Below are 13995 nucleotides of genomic sequence, written 5' to 3' on the forward strand. Positions count from 1 at the left end.
AAAGAATAGCGGTGGTGAGAATAAAAGTTGTAGCATACAAAACCGAGCCTTTTAGACTCGGTTTTGTACATTTTAGCAAGGTGCCACATTATTAAATGTTCTAATTTTTGTTTTTAAATCAAATGCTGCATAACCAGCCACAATAATAAAACAGCCTGCTGGCACAATATAAGAAAAAGCGACACTGAAGGTATCAATAAATACAGCCTGTACCACGGGTACTATCGCTCCACCTAAAATAGCCATTACTAATCCGGCAGCACCTAGCTTTGCATCATCGCCTAAACCATGTAATGAAATTGCGTAAATAGTGGGAAACATTAACGATAAACAAGCCGATATACAAACTAAAGCCCAAACCCCACTTATAGTTGGCATTTGCACCATATATAAACATAGTAGCGTCGCAATTACAGAGGTTGCCATTAATAGTTTTGCTGGTCTAATAAATCCCATAAGCCATGTCATCACAAACCGAGAGAACAGAAAAGTGATCATACTGTATTGCAAAAACGTTCCACCGGTCACTTCGTTTGTATCAAGTGCTTCCATAACGTATTGAATGGTAAAGGTCCATACACAGGTTTGCGCTGCAACATTAAAAAACTGCGCAATAACGCCAAAGCGATAATGTGTATTTTTAAATAATCGTTTAAAGGTTGCACGAAAATCGACATGCTTAGATACCTTTTTTGCTTGCAAAAGTTAGGTGTTTTAGTAAATGCAATTGCCAGCCAAATAAGCACAAGTACGCAAGCCATACCCACATAAGGCACCATAACCGCATCTAGTTCTGCTTTTATTACCTGAGTTAGTTGCTCAGCGCTCATAGCTGCACGCTCATCTGAGGAAGCTATATTTAGGCTAGGTAAAATAAGGGTTGCGGCTAAAAACACACCGATATTAGTACCAACAGGATTGAAAGATTGCGCTAAATTTAATCTACGGGTTGCACTTTGCTGATTTCCCATTCCCATCACATAGGGGTTTGCTGAAGTTTCTAAAATAGATAGACCACCAGCTAACACAAATAAAGCGGCTAAAAAAAGCCGTAAGTCATTGCTTGGCTTGCGGGATAAAACATAAATGCCCCCATCGCAGCCATGCCTAAGCCTGTCAATACTCCCGTTTTGTAAGAAAAGCGTTTATTTATATAAGCGGCAGGAATGGCTAAGCAAAAGTAGGCGCCATAGTAGCTAAACTGTACAAGTGCCGATTGCACTGAAGACATAGTAAATATTTTACTAAATACTTTAACTAACGGATCAGTCATATTTGCTGCAGCACCCCATGCTGCAAAGCAAAGTACAAGCAAAATAAAGGGAACCACCATCTCCTTAGAGACAAGAGGTGTTTTTGTATGTGTGTGTGTGGTCATTGCCATGTCTCAGTTGTTAACTTTGAGTAAAGCATTTAAACAGGTAAATATCACCTCGTCAATAAATCAACTATAGTTATTTATTACATTTAACAATACTTAATTGTACTCTGTCGTTAATTTAATATTAAATGATCAGCACAGTAATAAAACCAATGCTGTCGCCAAGTATGTCCGCTCAGTGTACAATTAGTTAAGTTATTCAAGACAATAACAGATTAGACAGGAATCATTATCAAAGCTAAAAACCCTCGACTCGTCTCACAAGAAGGCCGAAGCCAATCTGGCTTGCGTGCTCACAATGAACGTCGAATTATGTCTTTAATTCGTCAACAAGGGAGTGCGCCAAAAGCCGAGATAGCACAAAAAACGGGTCTTTCTGCACAAGCCGTTACAGTTATTATCAATAGCTTAGAAGCCGAGTCGTTATTAATAAGAAAAGAGCCACAGCGTGGCCGTGTTGGCCAACCTACGATTCCGTTTGCCTTAAATCCTGATGGTGCTTTTGGCATCGGCTTAAAAGTTGGTCGCCGAAGTTATGATTTAACCTTAATTGACTTGGTCGGAAATATTCGCGCAACCTTAAATGAATACTGTGCCTACCCTACTGTAAATAGTCTGCTCACTTTTCTAGAAAAAGGTATCAGCGTACTTAAAATGAGCTTAAGTGACGAGTTAGCCGAGCGTATTCTAGGTATTGGTGTTGCAACTCCTTTTGAAATTTGGAATTGGACTGGAAGAAGCTGGCGCACCAAAGAAAGTAATGAATGAATGGAAGTCTTTCGATTTTAAACAAAGAATCAATCAGATCATCTCTCTTCCTGTCTATGTATGTAATGATGATACCGCAGCATGCTCAGCAGAGCTGAGCTTTGGCAACCCAGCTCGCTTTACTGATTTTTTATACATTTTTATTGGCACTTTTATTGGTGGTGGAGTCGTTATAAACGAAACCTTATTTACCGGTAAAAAAGGCAATGCGGGAGCTATTGGCTCATTACCAAGGCCTGTACTCAATAGTGAAGGCCAACTAACATCGCAACAGCTGATCATGCAGTCTTCGCTGTATATACTTGAAAAAATGCTTAAAGATGATGGTTACAATACCGACATAGTGTGGAGTTCAAAAGAATATTGGGGAGATTTAGGCCCTGTTTTAGATAAATGGATAGATCAAGTTGCAGATGGCCTTGCCTATGCAGCACTGTGCTCACTGGCTATTTTTGATTTTGAAGCCATTGTGATTGATGGTGCAATCCCTATCAATGTAAGAGAAAAAATAGTATTAGCAACAAAGTTAAAATTAAGCCAAGCCGATCATCGTGGCATATATCGCTGTGCCGTACAAAGCGGCTCTATTGGTGCTAAAGCTCAATCAATAGGTTGCGCTAACCTACCGTTAATTATAAATTTTTCTCAAGATAACATCAGCCTTTCCCACAACTAGCTTCCAATAAATTTATCAAGCAGCCGGCGCTATTCGCCGGCGCTTTGATATTCTGGATTACCCGCAAATAAATTCAATTAAATAACTCCATAAACTTGTACAAAAAAATAAGTAATAATAGTTGATTTATTCCTTTTAGTTCTCTACATTCTATTTACAAATTTGCCCAAACTGGTGAGGCGGGCTGATAAAACAGCAAGTTTGTAATCACACGCAACAAAAAGCAAAAAATTGTTTAGGATTTGGGCACATAATCGTAACGGGCACATCTGGTCAAAAAAGAGTGAATCTATCAATGCCATTAACCCAGCTAAGTTAGCTGGCTTGATTCGAGAAGATACATAAAGCGACGTATTTTTTGACACCAAAATCAATAACTGTCTTGGTGGTCAAGGCTTAGATTTAACCAAAGGTATCGTTTAAAACGAGACGATACCCTGACAATTCTTATAGGAATAACGTAATGGAAGTAGTTGCAATTGGTGAAGCCTTAATTGATTTACTCTCAAATGATTGTATAGATAAAACAGTATTAAGCAGCGAGCTAGGATTCACTCAATTTGCAGGAGGTGCCCCCGCAAATGTAGCTGTCGCCGTAGCAAAGTTAGGCGGTTTGAGCTCACTGCTTGGTAAGGTAGGCGATGATCCGTTTGGTCGTTTTTTAATAAAGGCACTCGATACACATAATGTTAAAACATCACATGTTAGCTTTTCTAAAAAGGGTAAAACTGCACTAGCCTTTGTCTCATTAGATGAAAGCGGTGAACGTACATTTGATTTTTACGATAAAGACGCCGCGCATTATGATTTGCAGATTTCCGATTTAACCCCCTCTTTATTTGCAGCCCCTAAAATAGTGAGCTTTTGCTCAGGCTCTTTAGCTAAGGCTCACATATTAAATACTACGTTAAATGCACTAAAACACTTTAAAGAAGCAGACTCGGTTACATGCTTTGATATTAATTTTCGACCTGCCTTTTGGGATGAACCACTTACAGCCCCATCCATTATTAATGATATAGCTAAAACGGTTGATGTTATTAAAGCAAGTAAAGATGAGCTGATAGCCCTGTATGGCATTGAGCATATTGAAACCACAATAAAAAGCTGGGTAGACAATGGCGTGTCATTGGTTTTAATGACTGATGGTGGCGAGCCAATTACATTTTCCTCATGCTCATTTAGTGGTACATATCCTTGTCCACCAGCGAATGTCGTAGATACCACAGCTGCCGGTGATGCTTTTGTAGGCGGTTTTTTATACCAAGTAGCTTCGCTAGTAAGTGATAAAAACGAATTTACCGATTGGGCCAATAATTTTGAAAACGTATTAAAAGCAATCAACTTTGCAACTAAGTGTGGCGCCTCAACTGTCGCAAAGTTTGGTGCATTCGACGCTTTACCAACGCAGCAAGACCTGTCTGCCTGAGCACTTACAATCAACCAGCCTATTTGTAACCTCTATACTAACGACTAAAACTCATATTTTTAGTTTTAGTCGTCTAACAAAATCGCTTTTAAACTACTTTTACATTTAATACGTATAAAACCATTTATGCCTAATTATTTATAAACGATACGGTTTTGATATCACCAGTATGAAAGAAAAAATAAACATAGTCTGGTTTAAACGTGACTTACGCCTAAGCGATCATCAGCCTTTAAAAAATGCGTTTAGTAATGGCCTGCCCACACTATTAATTTATAACTTTGAACCTTTACTGCTTGACGATGGGCATTACAACGAGCGGCATTGGCGCTTTGTCTATCAATCAATTGTTGATTTAAATACCCAACTAGCTCGCTTTAATAGCCGCGTGTATATATTTAATGAAGACATGCAAACCCTGCTTGAATCGCTTCACTCGCAGTTTGCAATCACAAACATGTTTAGCCATCAAGAAATAGGGCTAAACAACACTTTTGAACGTGATAAAACCATTAAAACATGGTGCCAACACCATCATATTAACTGGTTAGAGTCGCCAACCGGGGCTGTGATACGTGGCAAAAAAATCGCCACAATTGGAACGAACGCTGGCAACAAACCATGCAAGCACCTATTGCTATACCTAATTGGAAGCAAATAAAGCCACTCACCCTTACTGACTATAAAACACCCAAGCTGCCTAGTTCCTATACGCAAGATAATGAACATTTTCAGCATGGGGGACCACGACTTGCCCGTGAAGTAATGCAAAGTTTTTTTGCTGAACGCGGTAAGGGTTATCAAAAAGGAATATCTAGCCCTAGTTTAAGCCGTACTCATTGCTCTAGACTATCGCCCTATTTAGCGTGGGGAAATATCAGCCTGAGGCAAGTGTATCAAATGGCGATTGACGCATACCATAGCACTTGTGCTGATAAAAAAGGTTGGCAGCGCCCGCTTGCTGCATTTGTATCTCGCCTGCACTGGCATTGCCATTTTATGCAAAAGTTTGAAAGCGAATGCAGCATGGAATTTAAAGCATTAAATCCAGGGTACCATGCATTTCCATATCGCGATGACGCACAAGTTACTAGCGATATTGAACGCTGGGCACAGGGGCAAACCGGTATTCCTATTATTGATGCCTGCATGCGCTGTTTAAAAGCCACCGGTTATATTAATTTTAGAATGCGCGCTATGTTAGTTAGTTTTGTTACGCATCATTTAAATATTAGCTGGCAACATGCAAGCCTGCCGTTGGCTAACTATTTTTTAGACTTTGAACCAGGGATCCACTACCCGCAAATACAAATGCAAGCATCGGTTACGGGCATTAATACTATTAGACATTACAACCCGATTAAACAATCTGAGGATCAAGACCCGAGCGGTGAATTTATAAAAAAATGGTGCCCAGAACTTGAAAAGCTGCCTGTAGAATACTTGCATGAACCTTGGGAGCAAACACCCATGGAAGCATTATTTAACGACTTTAAACTAGGTGACGATTACCCTGCACCGATGATTGATTTAACCAAAGCGTCTAAAGAAGCGAGAGAACGGCTTTGGCAATATCGCGAACGTATTGAGGTTAAGCGCGCTATTCCTGCGATTTTAAAAAAGCATGTAAGCATCGCCCCTAGAACAAAAAGTACCAAGACAAACCATCACAATGGCTCATAAAAAACTAACTTTACCGCAAAAAACCTGCCCCACTTGCAAACGTGATTTTGCTTGGCGTAAAAAATGGCAGCGCGACTGGGATAACGTTATTTACTGCTCGCAGCGTTGCAAACGCAATAAAAACGAAGAGTCAACGCGCTAGCTAAAATTTGCAGTTAAACAGAACAAAGCTTTGTTATTGATTCTAAAAATACGGTAACATCATTGTTATTATTAATAATAAATAGCAATAATTAAGGGATACTATGAATTGTACAAGTTGTGGTAAAGGGTTACTTAAACCGAGTTTTATTGAAGGTCAATTTCGTTCGCACACATGCACGCACTGTAATGGCCACTGGATACTAATCGAAGACTTTGCAGCTTGGAAAGAGCGTAACCCAAACTTTGCATTTGCTGACAATATCTCATTCGAAGCCGACGCTAAAGACACTAAAAAAGCGTTAATTTGCCCAGTATCGGGGGTCATTATGCGTAAGTTTCGTATTTCATCATCAACTGACCACCGTATTGATTACAGCGCACCAGTAGGTGGGATCTGGTTAGATGCAGGTGAGTGGGAATTACTAAAAGAAGAAGGCTTAGCTGGTACATTGAATGCAGTAGTAACACAGCAATGGCAAAACCAAATTAGAGAGCAAAGTACCAAACAAAACTTTAGCGATATTTACGCTGATAAGTTTGGCACTGACACTTATGCAAAAGTTAAAGAACTCAGAACATGGCTTAATGCACAACCACAAAAAGCAGATTTGAGAGCCTATCTAATGGCTGAAGACCCATATTCTGCAGAAAAGTAAGCTGCTAAAAAAGTGGGACTCGCTGTATCGAGTCCTTTTATCACAAAAAATACCACAGTCATTGTACTTGTTTAATTTTCTTATTGCTGTGTTAACCGCATGCGCCACTGTTTTACTGTTATACTCAAACGCTAATACGCAGAAGCCAATCGCGGCTATGTCATATTTACTTTCAACTTGTCATTCTATGCAAGTTAACCACCTGATTTAAAACCGCTTTACATTAAAAATACTAATTTAGTAAATAACAAAACCCTTTACTGAGACCATTGTTTACAGTCAAGTGTTTCGCTTGCCTGTAAAACAGCCCACAGTTTGTTGGCGAAGTAGCATCATTCGTTTATGAACTCAGCATACTTTAAACAAGGCGATAGCATGAGTGAATTAACTATTGGCGTAATTGGTACGTCACGCAAGACAGATGAACGACGTTACCCTATCCACCCAGACCACCTTAAGCGCATTCCAGAACAACTTAGAAAACAACTGATCTTTGAACAAGGCTACGGCGAAGCTTTTAATGTGAGCGATGCGCAAATAGCCGCATTAACCGGTGGTGTTGCAAGTCGCAGTGATATTTTAACCAAAATAGGCACCGTGATCATCGCCAAACCGGTGCTTGCTGATTTACAGGAGCTACGTGAAGGTGGAACCCTTTGGGGCTACGTACATTGCGTACAACAACGCGAAATAACCCAAGCTGCACTTGATAGAAAACTCACTCTCATTGCGTTTGAAGATATGTTTGTATGGTCGCCACAAGGCAATGTTGGCCGTCATACTTTTTATAAAAATAACGAAATGGCCGGCTACTGTGCGGTGTTACATGCACTGCAGCTCAAAGGTATTGATGGACATTATGGTGATCAGCGTAAAACCATCATCTTTAGTTTTGGTGCTGTTAGTCGCGGGGCAATTTATGCACTCAAAGCCCATGGTTTTAGAGATATTACGATTTGCATCCAGCGCCCCGATCACGAAGTACGCGAAGAGATCCTCGACTGCCATTACGTTAAAGTTCGCCAAGGCCAACACGATGAAGCACGGATGATGGTGGTTGAACACGATGGGACGCAACGTCCACTAACGGAGCTCATTAGCGAAGCCGATATTATCGTAAATGGCACTTTTCAAGAAACTGCAAACCCAGTTAATTTTGTTATTGAATCTGAAGCGGACTGCCTAAAAGCAAACAGTTTAATTATAGATGTAAGCTGTGACGAAGGTATGGGGTTCTTTTTTGCTAAACCCACCACATTTGCAAATCCGATGTTTCGCTATGAAACCGTTGATTATTACGCGGTTGATCATACACCTAGTTATTTATGGGAAAGCGCAACACGTTCAATCTCAGCCGCCATGATTGTATACTTACCTACAGTATTAGCAGGCAAGGCACAATGGCAAAAAGATGAAACCATCCGTCGTGCGATTAATATTGAAGACGGTATAATCAAAAATACTGCGATTCTAGCGTTTCAAAAGCGCCAATTAAACCCGCCTTATAATGCACTTTAGTTATTAAACATAATTAGTTTTTCAAACATCAATAAACACGCCGAGCAGCTAATCCTGCTCGACGAGTTCATCTGTAAGAGTCATTGTTCTGATATTGTTTGCTCACCAGCAACTTTTTCTCTCAGTTGCATCACCACTTGCTCTGATATAGCTAAATCTCCTTGCTTGGCACTAAAGCTATGAACAACCCAGGCAGAGGCAGCAACCACTTCCAACACCACTTTATCAAAATCAACATCAAATAAAGTTTGGTCTCGTACTACGGCATCCCCCTCATTAACGTAAATTGCCGAAATCGTAGCCTTACCCATCATTCCTTGTAGTTCAGGTACTTTGATATCCATATTGCTTCCTTTGTGGTTAATTTAAATGCTATTTCGCGCCCCATGCAGCAATCAATTTTTCAAACTGAGCCTGCACATTGTTATTATTGATACCTTGAGTTTGTTGGTTAATTGCATTAACAAGCTCAGTAAATGACGTTTGGTTATTGTTACTGGTAACCGCTGCAGTTAGCGCATTCACAGCCTCTTTATTATCAAGGGCTGCAAGTTGCTCAATTAACGCCTGCAAGTGTGGCTGACAGTTATTACCAGCTATAGCACGGCTTAATTGCTCTAAACTTGCCATATAAGGCGTTTGCACAAAACCATTATCAAGCGATTGCGCTATGCTACTAATTGCTTGTTTATTATCTAAACCTTGAATATTCACACCAACACTTTGCAATAACTGGCTGTAATCGTGGCTTAGGTTGTTTTTACTAAGTTTACCGGCAATCTCTTCCAGTGATTGATGCAAATAACCCATTTGCTCCACCGCCATCATCACCGGACTGCCGGCGCCATCAAGTTTATTTAAACGTACAAAGTCACCTTTAATTTGACTAAAGCGCTGCTGCTGTTCTGCGCTTAAGGTGCCACGCAGTTCACCGAGTTTAAGTAAGTTCTCTTCAGAGCCTTTACTGAGTGTTTGCGCTTCACCACGATAATGGTCACAAATCAAGTTTTCTAGCTCTTCGTCATTCATGGCAGCAACGACTTTTTCTGCCATTTTATTCATATTACGGTAGCTGCCTTGCAATTTAAATGGCGGCTCTGTGCGGTAATTATTATCTTGCGCGGCTGAGGCAATATACTGGGCGTTCACTTTTAATACGGTATTACGAATAGTGATTAATCGGCTGAGTACCGCTTTAATTTCGTTAACTTCCGCTTGTGAATAGCCGTGTTCAAGCTCATTTAATGAAATATCTTCGCCTTGACACATCCGCACTAACTTATATAAATCTTCCATGTTACGGTTAGCCAATGGCGCTAATACTGCATTAGATGTTAGCGCATTTTCTATAAAGCTCATGGCAAACTCTTGCTCACACCCGGCTAAGGTATCACCAAGATTATAAATATCGGCGCGGTTTGCCAACATATCAGGAATTTTAAAGCTCTCACCAGATTCCGTATACGGGTTACCTGCCATCACTACGGCAAACTTTTTACCGCGTAAATCATAGGTTTTACTTTTACCGTTCCACACCCCGTCAATACGTCTTGAGCCATCACACAAAGAAATAAACTTTTGTAAAAACTCAGGGTTAGTATGCTGAATATCATCTAAATACAGCATCACGTTATTGCCCATTTCAAAGCTCTGATTGATTTTTGCAATCTCTTTTTCAGCAGTAGCATTAATGGCTTGAGCAGGATCGAGTGACACCTGATCGTGCCCTATCGACGGGCAATTTACTTTTACAAAAGTCAGCCCTAAACGGTTAGCAACGTATTCAACTAAGGTTGTTTTACCGTAACCTGGCGGCGAGATCAGTAATAGCATGCCCATTAAATCAGTGCGTTTGTTTTTACCTGCTGAGCCAATTTGTTTTGCTAAGTTATCACCAATAATTGGAAAGTACACTTTATTGATCAGCTGATTACGTACAAACGAGCTAAGTGGCCTGGCTTTAAATTCCTCAAGTTGCAGGCGCTCTTTTTGCGCCGCTAAAATATCACTGCGCAGTGCATGATACTGCTCAAAAGCCGGTACTTGCTCAGTGATGTATTTACGAGTTCTGGCATAAAACTCTGCATAATCAACATGTAAAGTTTGCTCTTGCACGCGTTTATGTTGCCCCATTAAACGCTCAACTTGGGTGTTTGGGGTGACGTCCAACACAGTGTATTTTAATGTTGTGGTGGCACTGAGATGCAAGTAGTTAGCCGCTTCCGCCTGCACCATCGCCGACACTTTAGGATTTTGCATGCAGTACGCATTAAGCCAACTTAAAAATAATAATGCCCGCTCATCAGTTTGCTTTACGTTTTCACAGGCCTGAGCAAGCTCGTTGCTATAACCTTTGGCTTTAGCGTCACTACGAAACTGTTCAGCTAAATTTTTAGCTTGCTGAGAAACGATAAATAGCTGTTGCTCTGCCGTTTTTTGTTGCGCTAATTGTTGCACTAAATAAGCTGCGGCCAAGTCACTGGATAAATCAGCAAAACGTGCAGATAATTTGCTAACTTGAGTTAAAAAGACATTGATCTGTTCACTTAACTGCGCGGTTAACGTGCTGATAAAACTGGTTGCAGCAAAGTGTTTATCCATCAAAATAGCATTGCTCGCTTGATGGAAATATTCGTTCAGTTGTGCAGATGACAATTGCGCACTAAATAACTGCGCAATAATACGACAACTAGCCGGATAAATAAGTAAGTCCAGACTATTTTTTTGCGTCAGTAAGGTGTCAATAATTGCCCATGCATCGTGGTCATGAATGCCTTTTTCATAGCCTTCTTGATAGCGCGGTTCAGCAAATTTTTGCACCAGCTGCAATAACTGTTTATCTCGTTGTGCCTGCTCTAATTGTGCAAAAGTCAGCGAATGCTCACTGTTTTCACAAGCGAGTAATATTTGCGCAGCTAAATACTCACCACGATAAACCACCTCACTTTCCGAAACTAATGTTTGTTGCCACAAATGACGACTTTGCTGTAACGTTTGTAAGCTTTTCTCATCTGTTATTGGCTCAAAATAATCAGTACCCGTTAAGTGCAGCATCAGCTGCTCGTCACGCGGCAATAAGGTTAAATCGAGTAATTGCTTATTAACACTAAAAGCGTGCTTACCAATACTGACTGTATTGCCGCCGTCAGTGAAAATATCTTGTTTATCACGTAACGAACGTATGCCCTGATCTTTACTGGCTTTTAGCTTTGATTGGATATCATCGGCACGAATTTCATCGCCTAACTCTTTAAGCTCACTAGTCAATGCACGAAGCTTGCTGATCATAGGATCGGCGGCAAAATAAGTATTTAATGCATCAAGCTCAGTAAAGCTTTGCGCACGGCGGTTAACGCCTTGCAATATACGCTCGGCGGCATTGGCTAAATTCAATGCGCGGCGCTGACGGATATCAATTAAGCTTTGTTTATGCGCTTCAAAGCTTTCGTATACGTCATCACGTTTGGCAATGATCTCTGTCAGGTATTCGTCAAAATCACTAAATTGCGATTCCAGCTCTTCAAGCTGAATAAGCAAACGTGAAAGTTGCTCGTCACACGCCTCTGGGGTTTTAGCATTATTTAGTGCGTTGGTAATACTTTGCGAAAAAAGCTTAAAGCGTGCGGCAAATTCAGCTTTAGCTTCAACACTGCCAAGGCTCTTTTGACGGATTTCAATGCTCGCTTTAGCACGATTAACCAACGCATAAACAGCACTGATATCTTCGAGGATTTGCGTGCGCACACGGCTGTCGTCGATGTCTAAATCAAGCATAGTGTGGTTAAGTAAATCCAGCTCTACACTTTGCGCATCTAACTGTGCGATATAGGTCTTCAGCTCGCTAACGCTCTCGCTTTTACTGCTTAGCTCTTCAAGCTCTTTAAGTTTTTCGTGGTACGGCGCCAGCGCGCTGTCTTGTTGTAAAAACGCAGCAGTTGCTTGGCTTACTTCTACCAGCCGTGCATCAATCTCACTTTGTAAGTTATTCAGTGCAGCAATATCTATATATTTAATATCTTCAAGGCTTATTACTTGCCCTTTGAGCATTTTTAATGCATCAATACCTTGCACAAATTGCGGTGCGACTTTAAAGCTATCAGGACGTACTTCTCGGGTTACATCAGTGTATTGCTTATTAATATCCACCAAGGCTTGCTTGGCTTTGTTTTGAATCTCGGTGACTTTTTCAAACTCATCAAGCACTTGCTCAGCGGTTTCATTGATGCTGTGTAGGTTTTGTGCGATTTCAGCAAATTCGCTTTCGTTAAGCCAATGGTAACGGTCAAAGATATTCCGGCTAAGGGCAATTAAATCTTCGTAATGAAATAAAGTCGGGCTTTGCTCGCTAATGGCTTTACAGACACTGTATAAATCAGAAATACCGCGAACTAAATCGGGGTTACCTATTTTACCAAAAAAGCTAGTAAGTGGCGGCGCATTGGCTGCAAATTCAGCCGATACAAACGGGCTTTGCCAAATTTGAATCGGGTGTACTCGCTCCGCTTGGTCTTTATCGGCTTTAAAAGTCAGCGTTATACCATCGTTGTAAATAGCATAACCGTGACAATAAATTGGATTTTGCAGGTTTTTATCAATAATATTATAGGCAAATAGCGCGTAACGGCCTTCACTTGGCTCGTAAAACACATATAAAACATCTTCGCCGTTCGGTGACTTTATATGTCGGTGAAATTCTAAATCTTCGATTTGCTCTTCAAACGAGCGTGCTTGCCCTGATTGTAAGTAGTAACCACCAGGAAAAATAATGCCGTGATCTTCAGGTAAAGTTACACATGCACTGCCGATTGCATCTTGGCGCATGACCTGCTGAGTGCGGGTGTTATAAATAAAGTAACGCCATGTTTTTTCACGGTATGGGAGAATTTTTAGCAGCACTAAGTCGCCTACCAGCGCGTACTCAACTTCGCTGTCAGCAAGGGATTGGTTTTTATCATCAACAGCTTCTTGATAAATCCCTTCACCGGTGTCAGTGCTGTTTTCTATTTTAATGGTCAGTGAACCGCCTATGGTTTCAACAAACACTTGGTCGGCGATGTTGATATGAGCGTGGCGCCCTTCTATGTGGTTACTTCGGTCAGTTTTGAGCCATTCAAAATCATAGTCATGTGCGTGTTGAATATCACGCTCACCGCGGTTATCGATATAATTAATGGTGTTGTCTGGGTGAATTTCCCAGCGAAAAACCCGCACATCCGATAACTTGTCACCGATTTGGAATAGCGCAAATAGCTTGCCATTTTGTTGATATAAATGCTGTAGGCTGGTTTGTTTGTAGTAGGTATACAGTTCTTCAAAATCACGAATAAAACGACTATCGGTTAAAAAACGCGTTGTCTCTGGGTAAGGCTCAATTTCGTAATGGTCGTCTTGCTCCACCAGCTTTTGTACACTAAATACATCACTGATTGCGGTTTCTTTTTTTAATCCCAGAAATACGTTGTAAGCAAAAATAACTTTATCGCCAATAATCACGATATCGCGCGGGGTACAATTTTGCTCCGTACGAACGCGAACACGCCCTTTTACTTGTAGATCAGTGCTACCAAACTCGTTAATACGCTGTGTATTTACATCATCTATTTGCGTTTTTAAACTAGCACCAAAATTATTTAAGCGGCGTTTAATTAAATCGTACGAGCCTTGTTCTAGCGCTTGTTGAGTTGCGTCCGTCATGAAACCTATCCTGAAATTTAATAGAAGTTAGCCGCAATAGTTAAAC

At 40.7% G+C, this 13995-nt stretch carries 11 protein-coding genes and 1 pseudogene; 7 read left to right on the top strand and 5 right to left on the bottom strand.

Annotation, left to right across the window (positions count from 1 at the left end):
* Positions 1–72 precede the first annotated feature (72 nt).
* From P4S61_RS03715 to P4S61_RS03725, 3 genes are read right to left on the bottom strand one after another with little or no spacing between them, the layout of a single operon-like run.
* Complete coding sequence (locus tag P4S61_RS03715) at positions 73–552, bottom strand: hypothetical protein (RefSeq protein ID WP_337117792.1); 480 nt, start codon at positions 550–552, stop codon at positions 73–75.
* A complete protein-coding gene (locus P4S61_RS03720) occupies positions 525–1028 on the bottom strand; it encodes a hypothetical protein (protein ID WP_337117793.1) in 504 nt (167 codons plus the stop codon). Before P4S61_RS03720 ends, P4S61_RS03715 begins: the two co-directional genes overlap by 28 nt.
* A gap of 11 nt (positions 1029–1039) precedes the next feature.
* The gene (locus P4S61_RS03725; protein WP_337117794.1) at positions 1040–1378 is read right to left on the bottom strand and encodes a hypothetical protein; all 339 of its coding nucleotides are present in this window, start codon (positions 1376–1378) and stop codon (positions 1040–1042) included.
* Positions 1379–1693: 315 nt separating this feature from the next.
* Here P4S61_RS03725 and P4S61_RS03730 point away from each other — a divergent pair, with 315 nt between their 5' ends.
* From P4S61_RS03730 to P4S61_RS03760, 7 genes and pseudogenes are all read left to right on the top strand, one after another.
* The gene (locus P4S61_RS03730) at positions 1694–2149 is read left to right on the top strand and encodes a winged helix-turn-helix transcriptional regulator (RefSeq protein WP_337117795.1); all 456 of its coding nucleotides are present in this window, start codon (positions 1694–1696) and stop codon (positions 2147–2149) included.
* Positions 2094–2825: an ROK family protein gene (locus P4S61_RS03735; protein ID WP_337117796.1), complete on the top strand. Its 732-nt coding sequence runs from the start codon at positions 2094–2096 to the stop codon at positions 2823–2825. Before P4S61_RS03730 ends, P4S61_RS03735 begins: the two co-directional genes overlap by 56 nt.
* A 463-nt stretch (positions 2826–3288) precedes the next feature.
* Positions 3289–4254 (top strand): carbohydrate kinase family protein, encoded by a 966-nt coding sequence (locus P4S61_RS03740; protein ID WP_145237456.1) that lies wholly within the window; start codon positions 3289–3291, stop codon positions 4252–4254.
* Between the two features lie 169 nt (positions 4255–4423).
* Positions 4424–5937, top strand: a pseudogene (locus P4S61_RS03745) (deoxyribodipyrimidine photo-lyase/cryptochrome family protein).
* Positions 5927–6079: a DUF2256 domain-containing protein gene (locus P4S61_RS03750; RefSeq protein ID WP_145237463.1), complete on the top strand. Its 153-nt coding sequence runs from the start codon at positions 5927–5929 to the stop codon at positions 6077–6079. The pseudogene P4S61_RS03745 and the gene P4S61_RS03750 overlap by 11 nt, the downstream one beginning before the upstream one ends.
* Before the next feature lie 103 nt (positions 6080–6182).
* Entirely contained in the window at positions 6183–6737 is a 555-nt protein-coding gene (locus P4S61_RS03755; protein WP_145237468.1) for a TFIIB-type zinc ribbon-containing protein, read from the top strand.
* Positions 6738–7112: 375 nt separating this feature from the next.
* Positions 7113–8255: a N(5)-(carboxyethyl)ornithine synthase gene (locus P4S61_RS03760; RefSeq protein ID WP_145237471.1), complete on the top strand. Its 1143-nt coding sequence runs from the start codon at positions 7113–7115 to the stop codon at positions 8253–8255.
* 80 nt (positions 8256–8335) lie between these two features.
* Here the strand turns inward: P4S61_RS03760 and P4S61_RS03765 are convergent, their stop codons facing one another.
* Positions 8336–8599 (bottom strand): biotin/lipoyl-containing protein, encoded by a 264-nt coding sequence (locus P4S61_RS03765; protein ID WP_337117797.1) that lies wholly within the window; start codon positions 8597–8599, stop codon positions 8336–8338.
* Positions 8600–8627: 28 nt separating this feature from the next.
* Positions 8628–13949: a DNA repair ATPase gene (locus P4S61_RS03770; RefSeq protein ID WP_145237477.1), complete on the bottom strand. Its 5322-nt coding sequence runs from the start codon at positions 13947–13949 to the stop codon at positions 8628–8630.
* Positions 13950–13995 lie beyond the last annotated feature (46 nt).

The sequence above is a fragment of the Pseudoalteromonas sp. B160 genome (assembly GCF_037162485.1).
In the GTDB taxonomy this organism is placed as follows: domain Bacteria; phylum Pseudomonadota; class Gammaproteobacteria; order Enterobacterales; family Alteromonadaceae; genus Pseudoalteromonas; species Pseudoalteromonas rhizosphaerae.

What these genes read in the sequence shown, in the direction of transcription:
- P4S61_RS03770 (WP_145237477.1), bottom strand. Translation starts at nt 13,949, where the DNA reads ATGACGGACGCAACTCAACAAGCGCTAGAACAAGGCTCGTACGATTTA.
- P4S61_RS03725 (WP_337117794.1), bottom strand. Translation starts at nt 1,378, where the DNA reads ATGACCACACACACACATACAAAAACACCTCTTGTCTCTAAGGAGATG.
- P4S61_RS03715 (WP_337117792.1), bottom strand. Translation starts at nt 552, where the DNA reads ATGGAAGCACTTGATACAAACGAAGTGACCGGTGGAACGTTTTTGCAA.
- P4S61_RS03765 (WP_337117797.1), bottom strand. Translation starts at nt 8,599, where the DNA reads ATGGATATCAAAGTACCTGAACTACAAGGAATGATGGGTAAGGCTACG.
- P4S61_RS03750 (WP_145237463.1), top strand. Translation starts at nt 5,927, where the DNA reads ATGGCTCATAAAAAACTAACTTTACCGCAAAAAACCTGCCCCACTTGC.
- P4S61_RS03730 (WP_337117795.1), top strand. Translation starts at nt 1,694, where the DNA reads ATGTCTTTAATTCGTCAACAAGGGAGTGCGCCAAAAGCCGAGATAGCA.
- P4S61_RS03755 (WP_145237468.1), top strand. Translation starts at nt 6,183, where the DNA reads ATGAATTGTACAAGTTGTGGTAAAGGGTTACTTAAACCGAGTTTTATT.
- P4S61_RS03760 (WP_145237471.1), top strand. Translation starts at nt 7,113, where the DNA reads ATGAGTGAATTAACTATTGGCGTAATTGGTACGTCACGCAAGACAGAT.
- P4S61_RS03740 (WP_145237456.1), top strand. Translation starts at nt 3,289, where the DNA reads ATGGAAGTAGTTGCAATTGGTGAAGCCTTAATTGATTTACTCTCAAAT.